Origin of the sequence: Nioella sediminis, from assembly GCF_001879695.1 — a bacterium.
Classification (GTDB): Bacteria; Pseudomonadota; Alphaproteobacteria; order Rhodobacterales; family Rhodobacteraceae; genus Nioella; species Nioella sediminis.
In genome coordinates, this window is sequence record NZ_MNBL01000115.1 from 79,853 (window position 1) to 92,289 (window position 12,437).

The window sequence follows — 12,437 nt, forward strand, 5'->3', positions numbered from 1 at the left end:
ACTTATGCTGCAATTGCGAACATGTGACACCCGTGCCCTTTGGCCGCGTGAGCCGAACGCCCCATTGCGACCCTGTCGCACCTCGCGTTCACGGCACGAAAGAATTCCCAGTCCCCATCACGCAGGGTCTGACGGTCAGGCCGGTTTCCCGGGATACGCCCGGGGGTCAGAGCGCCCGACCGCACCCTACGCCGCCCCCGGCTTCCGGGGGTATGACCTATTTTGACCCCGCGCGCGACGAAACGCGCCGGAGGAAAGGAAACACGTGTTCGATTTCGATATGCTCGGCCTCTCGCCGACCCTGCTGGCCGCGGTGAAATCCGCAGGCTACGACACTCCGACACCCATCCAGAACCAGGCGATCCCGCTGGCGCTGGCCGGGCACGACATCATGGGCCTTGCCCAGACCGGAACAGGCAAGACTGCGGCCTTCGGCCTGCCGCTGGTGGAACACCTGCTGACCCATCAGGGCAAGCGTGAACCCAAATCCGTCAAGGCGCTGGTCCTTGCGCCGACGCGCGAACTGACCAACCAGATTGCCGAGAACCTGCGGGCTTATGTGAAGGGCTCTCACCTGCGCGTTGGCACCGTTGTCGGCGGGCAGTCGATCAACGTCCAGATGCGCTTCCTCGAACGCGGCACCGATATTCTGGTGGCCACCCCCGGTCGCCTGATCGACCTGATGGACCGCCGCGCGGTGCGGCTGGACCTGGCCCAGTTCCTGGTGCTGGACGAGGCCGACCAGATGCTGGACCTCGGCTTTATCCATGCGCTGCGCCGGATTGCGCCCGCATTGGGCACGCCGCGTCAGACCATGCTGTTTTCGGCCACCATGCCCAAGCAGATGGAGGAGCTGTCGCGCACCTACCTGACGAACCCGCGCAAAGTGCAGGTCTCGCCGCCGGGTAAAGCTGCCGACAAGGTGACGCAGTGCATCCATTTCATCGCCAAAAGCGAAAAGCCCGCCCTGCTGCGCGAGCTTCTGCGCCGCCACCCCGATACGCTGAGCCTCGTCTTCTCCCGCACCAAACATGGCGCGGAGAAGCTGATGAAGGGGCTGGTTGCCGACGGGTTCGACGCCGCATCCATTCATGGCAACAAGAGCCAGGGTCAGCGCGACCGCGCCATCAAGGCGTTCAAGGACGGGCAGGTGAAGATCCTCGTGGCGACCGACGTGGCCGCCCGTGGCATCGACATTCCCGATGTGCGTACCGTCTACAACTACGACCTGCCCGACGTGCCCGACAACTACGTTCACCGCATCGGGCGCACCGCCCGTGCCGGCAAGGATGGCGAGGCAATTGCCTTCTGCTGTGCCGAAGAGGTCGATCAGCTGAAGGATATCGAGAAGGTCATGAAGATCTCGATCCCTGTTGCAAGTGGCCGGCGCCCGGAACCGGTGAAGGAAGACAAGCCCAAGCGCGGAGGGGGCGGGGGGCAACGCCGTCGCCGGTCTGGTGGTGGTGGCCACGGGCAAAGCCAGGGTCAGGCCCCGGCCAAGCCGCGTCAGGCACGCCGCAACAAACAACGCCGCAAGCCGGCCGCATAATGAAAAAGGGCCGCACTTCGCGGCCCTTTCTTTTATCTGGAGTCGAGTCAGCTCAGATCGCTGCCTTGCGCATTTCCTCAAGATAGATCTCGCGGATGCGCGGGGCGATGTCGCCGACCTTGCCGGTGCCCACGGGTTGACCGTCGATCTCCACAACCGGCATCACGAAGGCGGAGGCGGAGGTCACGAAAGCCTCTGCCGCGTTCTGCGCTTCCTCGATTGTGAAGGGACGCTCTTCCACCTTCATCTGCGCCTCGCGGGCAAAGCGAAGCACGGCGGCGCGGGTGATCCCGTGCAGGATGTCGTTCGACAGCTGCCGGGTCACGATGGTGCCGTCCTTTGTGACGATATAGGCGTTGTTCGAGGTGCCCTCGGTCACGAAGCCATCCTCGACCATCCACGCGTCATCGCAGCCCGCCTTTTTCGCGGCCATCTTGCCAAGCGAGGGGTAGAGCAGCTGAACCGTCTTGATATCACGGCGGCCCCACCGGAGGTCTTCGACCGAAATCACCTTCATGCCGGTCTTGGCCTGCGGGGCATCCGCCAAACCGGGCTTGTTCTGGGTGAACAGAACGATGGTCGGCGCGGTGTCTGCGGGCGGGAAGGCGAAATCGCGGTCATCGGGCGCGCCACGGGTGATTTGCAGGTAGATCAGGCCATCGGTGATGCCGTTCCGTTCAACCAACTGACGGTGAACCTCCAGCAAGTCCTCGGTGCTGATCGGGTTTGCCATATCCAGCTCATTCAGCGAGCGTTCCAGCCGCTTGGCGTGACCGGCGAAGTCAATCAGCTTGCCGCCGAGCACGCTGGTCACCTCGTAGACGCCATCGGCAAAGAGAAACCCCCGATCGAAGATGGACACCTTCGCTTCATTTTCCGGCAGGTAGTCGCCATTCACATAGACAGTGCGGGTCATTCTTGTTTCCTTCTCAGACTTGGCGAACGGCGCCCTTGGCGGCGCTGGTGGTGAGGGCGGCATAAGCTTTGAGCGCGGTCGAAACCTTGCGGGCGCGCGGCTTGGCGGGCTTCCACCCGGCGGCCTCTTGCGCGGCGCGGCGCGCGGCCAATTCCTCGTCCGACACGGCGAGGTTGATGGTGCGGTTGGGGATGTCGATCTCGATCCTGTCGCCGTTCTGCACGAGGCCAATCGCCCCGCCTTCCGCTGCCTCGGGCGAGACATGGCCGATCGACAGACCCGACGTGCCGCCGGAAAAACGCCCGTCCGTCAGCAGCGCGCAGGCTTTGCCCAGGCCTTTGGATTTCAGGTAGGACGTCGGATAGAGCATTTCCTGCATCCCCGGCCCGCCGCGCGGCCCTTCGTAGCGGATCACCACCACGTCGCCCTCTTTCACCTTGCCGGTCAGGATGTTGCTGACGGCCTCATCCTGGCTTTCGCAGACATGGGCAGTACCGGTGAATTGCAGGATCGACGCATCCACGCCTGCGGTTTTCACGATGCACCCATCCAGCGCGATATTGCCGAACAGAACCGCAAGGCCCCCGTCCTGGCTGAAGGCATTTTCCTTGTCGCGGATCACGCCGTTGGTACGGTCGGTGTCCAGTTCCTTGTAGCGGTTCGACTGGCTGAAGGCCTGGGTCGTGCGCACACCGCCGGGGGCTGCCTTGAACAGGCTTTCCGCCTCGGGGTTATTCGCCACCGCGATATCCCACTTGGCAATCGCCTCACCCATTGTGCTGGAATGCACGGTGTGACACTCATTGTGCAGCAGGCCCGCGCGGCTGAGTTCGCCCAAGATCGAGAAGATGCCGCCGGCCCGGTGCACGTCCTCCATATGGACGTTCGCGGTGTTGGGCGCGACCTTGCAGAGACATGGCACCTTGCGGCTGAGCCTGTCCATGTCGGTCATGGTGAAATCCACCTCGCCCTCATGCGCGATGGCCAGCAGGTGCAGCACGGTGTTGGTGGACCCGCCCATGGCAATGTCGAGGCTCATCGCGTTCTCGAACGCTTCAAAAGTGGCGATCTCGCGCGGCAGCAGGCCCTTTTCCTCGCCCTCATAGTGGCGCTTGGCGATCTCGACGATCTTGCGACCGGCCTCCAGAAACAGGCCCTTGCGGTCGGAATGGGTGGCGAGCGTCGAGCCGTTGCCCGGCAGAGCAAGACCCAAAGCCTCCGCCAGACAGTTCATCGAGTTCGCGGTGAACATGCCGGAACAGGACCCGCAGGTCGGGCAGGCGTTTTCCTCGATATGCTGCACCTGTTCATCGGTGAAGGCATCGTTCGCGGCGGCAACCATCGCATCCACGAGGTCGATCTTGGTCATCTCCAGATCGGCAATGTCGATCTTGCCCGCTTCCATCGGGCCACCCGAGACGAAAATCGCGGGGATATTGAGCCGCATCGCCGCCATCAGCATGCCGGGCGTGATCTTGTCGCAGTTCGAGATGCAGACCATCGCATCGGCACAATGGGCGTTGACCATGTATTCGACGCTGTCCGCGATGACCTCCCGGCTCGGCAGGCTATACAGCATCCCGTCATGGCCCATGGCGATGCCGTCATCGACCGCGATGGTGTTAAACTCCTTGGCGACCCCGCCCGCCGCCTCGACCTCGCGCGCGACCATCTGGCCGAGGTCTTTCAGATGCACATGCCCCGGCACGAACTGGGTAAAGCTGTTCACGATGGCGATGATGGGCTTGTCCCAATCGCCATCGGTCATCCCGGTGGCGCGCCAAAGGCCACGGGCGCCGGCCATGTTGCGGCCATGGGTGGTCGTGCGGGAACGGTATCTGGGCATGTCGGTCCTCCTGTCGAGCGGGATTTGCTTAGCGCAAAGATCGGGGGAGGGCCATATGGGGAAAGGGGAAATCATTGCATCGGTAGCCGCACCATTGACGACGCGCGCGGGGGCGATCCGACCTGTGATCAGTTCACTTTATCCCTGCCATACCCGGGCGACCTCAACCGTCTCGCCGACGTCACCCAAATCGCCTCCGCGTGGGGGCGCGTCGGCGATGGCGCGGCGGGCTGACGCCCTTGATTCCGCGCGGGCAATGCTCACCCCCACAGCTCCGCACTCGCCGGGTGCACCCCGGCGGCGTCGTAGACCAGCGGCGCGTCCCGGTCTTCGGCCAGCAGCAAGGGTCCATCGAGGTCCACCACCTCAGCCCCTTGCGCGACCAGAACGGCGGGGGCCATGGCGAGGGATGATCCCACCATGCAGCCGACCATGACCTGATAGCCCTCGGCGCGGGCGGCGTCGCGCAGGGCGAGCGCTTCGGTCAACCCGCCGGTCTTGTCCAGCTTGATGTTGACCATGTCGTACTTGCCCTTCAGCCCCGGCAGGCTGACGCGGTCATGGCAGCTTTCATCGGCGCAGACGGGCAAGGGGCGTTCGATTTCCCCGAGCATGTCGTCCTGACCGGCAGGCAGCGGCTGTTCCACCATCTGCACGCCAAGGCGCAGGAGGTGGGGGGCGAGGTCGGCATAGACCTCTGCCGTCCAGCCCTCATTCGCGTCGACGATGATGGGGGACTTAGGCGCGCCCTCACGAACCGCCTCCAGCCGGGCCATGTCATCGGGGGTGCCGAGCTTGATTTTCAGCAAAGGCCGATGCGCGTGTTTCGCGGCTTCAGCGCGCATGTTCTCGGGCGTATCCAGTGACAGCGTATAGGCGGTGATCATCGGGCGCGGCGCGGACAGCCCCGCCAGTTGCCACACCGGCGCACCGGTCTGTTTCGCGGCCAGATCCCACAGGGCGCAATCCACGGCATTGCGGGCGGCGCCTGCGGGCAGGGCATCCTGCAGATCCTGCCGGGAAATGCCCTCGGGCAACCCCTCGATCTGCTCAGTCACACTCTCCAGCGTTTCGCCATAACGGGCATAGGGCACGCATTCCCCCTGCCCCACAACGCCATCGGCAAAGGCGCGGACGGTCAGGACATGAGCTTCGGTCCGGCTGCCGCGGGCGATGGTGAAGACCTGCGCCAGCCGGAAGGTATCGGCGGTAACGGACAGCATCAGATCGCGTCGAGCGCATCCACAAGGCGACCCGCGCCCTGCCGGAACGGGTCGACGGCGGGCAGACCCATCCGCTTCTCGGTCGCTTCCAGATAGGATAGTGCCTCATCCTCGCCCATGTTCGAGGTGTTGACCGAAATGCCGACCACCTGGCAGGCGGGGTTGGCGATACGCGCGAGCGGCAGGGCCATGTCGCGCAGGGCCTCCAGCGAGGGCAGGTCATAACCCGGCAGGCCACGCATATGGGCGCGGGTTGGCTCATGGCTCAGGATCAGCGCGTCGGGCTGGCCGCCGTGGATCAGCGCCATGGTTACGCCGGAATAGGAGACGTGGAACAGGCTGCCCTGCCCCTCGATATGATCCCAGTGATCGTCGTCATTGTCAGGGGTCAGCCATTCGACGGAGCCTGCCATGAAATCGGCGATGACGGCATCGAGCGGTACACCGTTGCCGGTAACCAGAATACCGGTTTGCCCGGTTGCGCGGAAGCTGGACTTCATGCCGCGTTTCTTCATCTCGAGATCCATGGCCAGCGAGGTGTACATCTTGCCTACGGAACAATCGGTGCCCACGGCAAGGCAGCGCTTGCCGGATCGTTTCACGCCATTGGCAATCGGGTATTTCACATCCGGGATGCGCACGTCATGCAGCTTGCGCCCGGTGGCTTCGGCAACGGCCACCAGATCGGGCTCATCCCTCAGCAGGTTGTGCAGGCCGGAGGCGAGGTCGAACCCTTCCTCCAGCGCCATCACCAGCACCTTCTTCCATTCCTGGCTGATCACGCCACCCCGGTTGGCGACACCAACGACCAGCGTCTTGGCCCCGGCCTCCTTCGCGGCGGCAAGGTCCATGTCGGGCAGTTTGACATCGGCACCGCAGCCCTCCATCCGGAACTGGCCCACGGCATTGTCAGGCCGCCAGTCGCGGATGCCCTGCGCCACTTTTGCGGCGAGTTGATCGGGCGCGTCGCCCAGGAACAACAGGTAAGGAGTCTGGATCATCGGGAACCTCGGCAAGCAGAATTGGAGAGCGCAAAACGGCGCGTTTCAGATCGCTTACAGCGGGACAGCCATCCGATGCAAAGGCCAAATTCAGGGTTTCGACCAGTCCAGCAGCGCGATAGGTGCGTCCTGTTCCTGATAGAAGTCGCGCGGTGCATGATCGGAAGCAACCGTATTGCGCTTGAATTCATAGCGCATCAGGTCGCCCTTGATTTCCGATGCCACGATCAGGGCCTGATACAGGTGCTTCGGCCCCTCGTAGATATCGACCAATCCCCGTAGATGTGGGGCGTATTCGGCATCCAGCGCGAAGCCTTCTTCCGCGAATTGCAGGATCGGATAGACGTCATCACCCACATGCACGGAGCGGCGGCTGCGCTTGCGCTCGGCCTTCTTCTGGGCGGCGCGCAGGCCATCCATCACTTCCTTGGGCAGAAAATCTGACATCGCACGGATCCTTGGGGCTTCCTTCGGTCAATTTGGACCTCGGACAGATTCGGACAAGGCCACAGCCCCGCCGCATCGCAGCACGTCGCATTCGGGCCACACTATCCGAAATCGGGTGCAAGTTCCCTTAAGGGTGGCATGTAACAACCAGACGAACCGGCCTTCGCCCAAGCGGTATGATCGCCAAAGCGCCTGTCCGCTCCTGCCTGTCCCGTCTCGGCCGGACGCTCAAACCGGAGTTTGGCGCTGGCATGATCGAGCTTCGCTACACCCGTGGCGACTTGCCTTCTCGTCCCATGAAGACCGGTTTTCCGGGAATCGGCGGCGCGCCGCAGGCGGACCCCGGCGCGGCGATCCGGTGCTTTACTTGCCGCACACCCTACGGCACCATATGCACACCGAAAGAAAGAAAAGACCATTCCGAGGCGGTGCAGTACAAATGACCAAGGCGATTTCACGCTCTGAACCGGGCGCGGGCCACCCGTTCCTGACCTTCTTGAATACCGTTGCCGATGACGGAAAGACGCGGCGGATCGACAGTTTTCAGAACGCCACCGTGCTGGTGCGCCTGCTGAAAGAAGAGGGCTTTGCGGCCCCGTCAGAACCTGTCACGCCGATGCAGCTTCGCAAGATCCTGACGCTCAGGGAAACGGCCTACGCCGCCTTTTCCGCCATCGCGGCAGGTCGCGCGCCGGGTCGGGAAGACGGGCTGTATCTGACCGAGGCGCTGAAGGCCGTCTATCAGGATGCTGAAATCGGCATTGGCGATACCGGCCTGACAGTCGCCGCAAGCCCGCTTGGGCGTGTCTATGAACAGCTGGTGCTGTCGATGGACGAGCTGCTGCGATCCGACCAGTTCGGGCGGCTGCGCGAATGCCGCCGCTGCACGCATCTGTTCATCGACAAGGGCCGTGGTGTTGGGCGACGCTGGTGTTCCATGTCGCGTTGCGGCAACCGCGCCAAGGCCGAAAGCTTCCGCGCGCGTCAACGGCACGCCGCTTGATTCAACTGATTTCGCCGCCTTCGGCGTCGACCCGTGCGAGGGGCGCTGCCCCTCGCGCTCCCCGGGGTATTTGCACAAGGAAAAGGCAGGATCTGTGCACTGGGGCAGGCAGGCCCTGCGCTGTTGAAGGTGGCCTGCGCTGCCGTGGCGACTAGGTTGCAGACAAGCAATCGGAAGGAGCGCAGGAATGGGTATGTTGGTCGACGGACATTGGGTGGATAAATGGTACGACACCAAATCCACGGACGGCGCGTTCAAACGCAGCGAGGCGCAGTTTCGCAACTGGGTGACCGCTGATGGCGCGCCCGGCCCCACCGGCGAAGGCGGCTTCAAGGCCGAAAGCGGCCGCTATCATCTCTATGTCAGCCATGCCTGCCCCTGGGCCAATCGCACGATGATTTTCCGCAGTCTGAAGGGGCTGACCGATCATATCGACGTGTCTGTCGTGCATCCCGACATGCTGTCGGACGGCTGGACCTTTTCCGATGATTTTCCCGGTGCGACGGGTGACCGGCTGTTCGGCTCGGACTTCGCCCGCGACATCTACCTCCGCGCCAAGCCCGACATGACGGGTCGCGTGACCGTGCCGATCCTGTGGGACAAGGGCCGCGATACCATCGTGTCGAACGAAAGCTCGGAAATCATCCGCATGTTCAATACGGCCTTTAACGGAATCACCGGGGATACACGGGATTTCTACCCGGACAGGTTGCAGGATCGGATCGACGCGCTGAATGCGCGGATCTATGACGCGGTGAATAACGGGGTTTACAAGGCGGGCTTCGCCACGTCGCAGCAGGCCTATGACAGCGCCGTTCACACGCTTTTCGAGGCGCTGGACTGGATCGAGGATATCCTGTCACGGAACCGCTATCTGGCGGGCGACAGTATCACCGAGGCCGATTGGCGGCTTTTCCCCACCATTGCCCGGTTCGACGCGGTCTATCACCAGCATTTCAAGTGCAACCGGGCGCGGATCATCGACTATCCGAACCTGTGGGGATGGGCGCGGGAGCTTTACCAATGGCCCGGTATCCGGGACGTGGTGCAGTTCGACCATTTCATCCGCCATTACCATTACAGCCACGACAGCATCAATCCGCATCGGATCATTCCAATCGGGCCCCAGATCGACTGGGAGACCCCGCATGGGCGAGAGGCATTGCGGGCGGCCTGAAAATCGGGTTGAACCGTTCCCGGCGAAAAGGGGACGGCGATGACCGGGATCGAAGGCAAACGCGATCATGGCGGCGGTGTGGACGGCGCGGTTGCCCGCTATGGCGGCGCGCGGGCGGATTGGATCGACCTCTCGACCGGGATCAACCCCCTGCCCTACCCGGTGCCGGACTTTCCCGCCGATGCCTGGACGGCGCTGCCAGATAGGGCGGCGTTCGATGCGCTTTATGCGGCGGCGCGGGCGTTTTGGGGCGTTCCTGAGGGTGCAGCTATTCTTGCAGCGCCCGGTGCCTCGGCGCTGATTGCGCGCATTCCGGCGCTTGTGCCCACTGGCCGGGTCCACATCCCCGCCCCCACCTATAACGAACACTGGGCCGCCTTCCGCGCCCATGGCTGGAAGGCGGGAGAGGGCGGCGCGCGTGTCGTGGTGCATCCCAACAACCCAGATGGCCGGGTCTGGAGCGCGGCAGAGTTGGAGGGGGATAGACCCCTGACGGTGATCGACGAAAGCTTTGGCGACGTGATGCCGGGGCAGAGCCTCGTCCATATGGCGGAGCGTCCGGGGGTGATCGTGCTGAAGAGCTTTGGCAAGTTCTGGGGGCTGGCGGGGTTGCGGTTGGGCTTTGCCATTGCGCGGCCCGAAACGATTGACCGTCTGGCCGAGATGATCGGGCCATGGGCGGTGTCCGGTCCGGGGTTGGCAACCGGCGCTGCTGCGCTGCGCGATCGGGACTGGGCTGAGACGACCCGCGCGCGGCTGGCGCGCGATGCGGACCGGCTGGACGGGATGATGACAGGCGCGGGGTCTACGGTTGTGGGCGGCACGACGCTCTTCCGCCTTTACGATGTTGGTGACGCGGCGGCCTGGCAGGACCGGCTGGCACAGTACCATATCTGGAGCCGGATTTTCCCCTATTCGGACCGTTGGCTGAGACTTGGCCTGCCGGGACCGGACGCCCATTGGGCACGGCTGGAGGAGGCTCTGTCATGACCGCCTGGCTGCTGCTTGGGGCCATGGCGCTCGATGCCGTGATGGGAGAGCCGCGCTGGCTCTGGTCGCGGGTGCCGCATCCTGCTGTGCTGATGGGGCGCGTGATCGGCTGGTGTGATGCGGAATTCAATCGCGCCCCCCGGCGGGACAACGGCATTCTGGTGGTGATGGCGCTGGTCGCGGGCGCGGGGCTGCTTGGTGTGATCATCGAGGCCTTACCCCTTGGCTGGCTTTGGTCCCTGATCGGGGCGGCGATCCTGCTGGCACAGAAAAGCCTTGTGCAGCACGTGCAGGCGGTGGCCGACGGGCTGCGCTATGGCGCGGGCGAAGGGCGGCGTGCGGTCGCGATGATCGTGGGCCGGGACACCAGTGGCATGGATGAGCCCGCCGTGGCGCGGGCCGCGATTGAAAGTGCCGCCGAGAACTTCTCGGACGGGGTCATCGCGCCCGCCTTCTGGTACCTCATTGGCGGGTTGCCGGGCATCCTGATCTACAAGGCGGTGAACACCGCCGATTCCATGATCGGCTATCGCACGCCGCGGCATGAGGAGTTCGGATGGGCGGCCGCGCGGCTTGATGATGTGCTGAACTGGATTCCCGCACGCATCACCGCGGGGCTGATTGCGCTGGCCTTCTGGTCGGATCGCGCCGTCGACGTGATCCGTCAGGACGCGCGCCTTCACCGGTCACCCAATGCGGGATGGCCAGAGGCCGCGATGGCGGGGGTGCTGGACGTGGCCCTGTCCGGCCCGCGCAGCTATCACGGGGAAACGCGGGACTTTCCTTGGGTCAATGGCAGCGGTGCGCGGGAGATCGGGGTGGCGGAGGTCGATGCCTCCATATCCGTGCTCTGGCGGGTCTGGGCGGCGTTTGGCGCGGTCACACTGGTGCTTGCCCTGTTCTGAGCGCCTGTTAATCTCTCGCCCAACAACAGCCACAGGATTTTCCCATGCGACTGATTTCAGCGACCCTTCTGACCCTTGTCCTTTCCACCGCCGCCCATGCGCAACAATGCGGCGGCAGTTTTTCGGCCTTTGTTGACGGGCTGCGGCAGGAGGCCCTGCGCAACGGCCACTCCGCGCAAAGCGTCAACGCGTTCTTCAACGGCGTGAGCCAGGATCAGGCCACGCTGAATGCCGACCGGCGGCAAGGGATCTTTGCCACCCCGTTCGTCGAATTCTCGCGCCGCCTGATCAGCCAGAACCGGATCAACAATGGTCGTACCAACGCCGAGCGCTATCGCAGCGTCTTCGACCGGATGGAGCGGGAACTGGGTGTGAGCCGTGGCGTGCTGCTGGCCTTCTGGGCCTTCGAGACCGATTTCGGGGCCTTCCAGGGCGACTACAACACGGTGAACTCGCTGGTGACGCTGGCCCATGACTGCCGCAGGCCAGAACTGTTCCGCCCGCAGGTCTTTGCGGCGCTCGACCTGTTCGAATCCGGCGATCTGGACCCGCGCAACACCACCGGGGCCTGGGCCGGTGAGATCGGGATGGTGCAGATGCTGCCCGAAGACATCCGTGACCGGGGCATCGATGGCGACGGTGACGGGCATGTGGATTTGCAGAACTCCGCCCCCGATGCGCTGATGTCCGGCGCCAATATGTTGCGCAGCCTTGGCTGGCAGGCGAACCAGCCCTGGCTGGTGGAGATCGAGGTGCCATCGAATTTCGACTGGTCCCTCTCTGGGCTGGAAACCACGCGCCGCGTGTCGCAATGGCAGCAGATGGGCATTCGGGGGCGCAATGGATCGCTGACGAATACGGGGCTTCAGGCATCCATCGTGGCACCGCAGGGGCGGAACGGTCCCCTCTTCATGGCCTATCCGAATTATTCCGTGCTGTTCGAGTGGAACCAGAGCTTTGTCTACGTGACCACGGCCGCCTATTTCGCCACGCGGCTGGAAGGCGCGCCGGTCTATAACGCGGGCAATCCCGACCCGGGCCTCGACCAGACCCAGATGCGGCAATTGCAGCAGCGGCTGACCGCCTTGGGTCATGACGTGGGCGGAATCGACGGGATCTTGGGTGCACGCACCCGAGCGGCGGTGCAGGCGGAACAGCAACGTCTTGGGATGCCCGCCGATGCCTGGCCCACGACGGAACTGCTGCGCAGGCTGTAATCCGGTTTCGCCGCGCATCGCGCGTCGACCCGGGAGCGGCCCTCCTCAACCCCCGGCTGACGCCGGAGGCCTCGTCGGTCCGCGTTGCCACGGAAGAATGCCAGGTCCGGTCATCAGATCTGACTGCGGTGAAGGCGGTTGGTGCGGGATGCCTCCGGCGGAG

Annotated in this window: 12 protein-coding genes; 7 read left to right on the top strand and 5 right to left on the bottom strand. The window is 64.1% G+C overall.

The genetic code is table 11. The features are described from left to right. Positions 1–265 precede the first annotated feature (265 nt). Positions 266–1,549 (top strand): DEAD/DEAH box helicase, encoded by a 1,284-nt coding sequence (locus BKY26_RS14700; RefSeq protein WP_071691141.1) that lies wholly within the window; start codon positions 266–268, stop codon positions 1,547–1,549. Between the two features lie 52 nt (positions 1,550–1,601). Here BKY26_RS14700 and BKY26_RS14705 read toward each other — a convergent pair whose 3' ends face one another. The 5 genes from BKY26_RS14705 to BKY26_RS14725 form a co-directional block, all read right to left on the bottom strand. Beyond that, positions 1,602–2,465, bottom strand: coding sequence for a D-amino-acid transaminase (locus tag BKY26_RS14705; RefSeq protein ID WP_071691142.1), 864 nt, complete (start codon positions 2,463–2,465; stop codon positions 1,602–1,604). Positions 2,466–2,478: 13 nt separating this feature from the next. After that, positions 2,479–4,311: a dihydroxy-acid dehydratase gene (ilvD, locus tag BKY26_RS14710; RefSeq protein WP_071691143.1), complete on the bottom strand. Its 1,833-nt coding sequence runs from the start codon at positions 4,309–4,311 to the stop codon at positions 2,479–2,481. A gap of 260 nt (positions 4,312–4,571) precedes the next feature. Then, positions 4,572–5,534, bottom strand: coding sequence for an N-acetyl-D-Glu racemase DgcA (dgcA, locus tag BKY26_RS14715; RefSeq protein WP_131541881.1), 963 nt, complete (start codon positions 5,532–5,534; stop codon positions 4,572–4,574). Then, the gene (gene dgcN / locus BKY26_RS14720; protein ID WP_071691145.1) at positions 5,534–6,535 is read right to left on the bottom strand and encodes an N-acetyltransferase DgcN; all 1,002 of its coding nucleotides are present in this window, start codon (positions 6,533–6,535) and stop codon (positions 5,534–5,536) included. The genes dgcA and dgcN overlap by 1 nt, the downstream gene beginning before the upstream one ends. A gap of 90 nt (positions 6,536–6,625) precedes the next feature. Next, a complete protein-coding gene (locus BKY26_RS14725) occupies positions 6,626–6,982 on the bottom strand; it encodes a hypothetical protein (RefSeq protein WP_071691146.1) in 357 nt (118 codons plus the stop codon). 176 nt (positions 6,983–7,158) lie between these two features. On the opposite strand from BKY26_RS14725, the gene BKY26_RS20060 reads away from it, so the two are divergent. The 6 genes from BKY26_RS20060 (at position 7,159) to BKY26_RS14755 (ending at position 12,274) form a co-directional block, all read left to right on the top strand. Then, positions 7,159–7,425, top strand: coding sequence for a hypothetical protein (locus tag BKY26_RS20060; RefSeq protein ID WP_071691147.1), 267 nt, complete (start codon positions 7,159–7,161; stop codon positions 7,423–7,425). Then, a complete protein-coding gene (locus BKY26_RS14735; RefSeq protein WP_071691148.1) occupies positions 7,422–7,985 on the top strand; it encodes a CGNR zinc finger domain-containing protein in 564 nt (187 codons plus the stop codon). The genes BKY26_RS20060 and BKY26_RS14735 overlap by 4 nt, the downstream gene beginning before the upstream one ends. A gap of 187 nt (positions 7,986–8,172) precedes the next feature. Continuing rightward, positions 8,173–9,162 carry a glutathione S-transferase family protein gene (locus BKY26_RS14740; RefSeq protein WP_071691149.1) on the top strand — a complete coding sequence of 330 codons (990 nt, stop codon included), beginning with the start codon at positions 8,173–8,175 and terminating at the stop codon, positions 9,160–9,162. A 39-nt stretch (positions 9,163–9,201) separates the two neighbouring features. Beyond that, complete coding sequence (cobD, locus tag BKY26_RS14745; protein WP_071691150.1) at positions 9,202–10,152, top strand: threonine-phosphate decarboxylase CobD; 951 nt, start codon at positions 9,202–9,204, stop codon at positions 10,150–10,152. Beyond that, on the top strand, positions 10,149–11,057 hold the full coding sequence (gene cbiB / locus BKY26_RS14750; RefSeq protein WP_071691151.1) for an adenosylcobinamide-phosphate synthase CbiB: 909 nt from the start codon (positions 10,149–10,151) through the stop codon (positions 11,055–11,057). The genes cobD and cbiB overlap by 4 nt, the downstream gene beginning before the upstream one ends. A gap of 44 nt (positions 11,058–11,101) precedes the next feature. Beyond that, positions 11,102–12,274, top strand: a complete 1,173-nt coding sequence (locus BKY26_RS14755) for a lytic murein transglycosylase (RefSeq protein ID WP_071691152.1) — start codon at positions 11,102–11,104, stop codon at positions 12,272–12,274. The last annotated feature ends 163 nt before the right edge of the window (positions 12,275–12,437 follow it).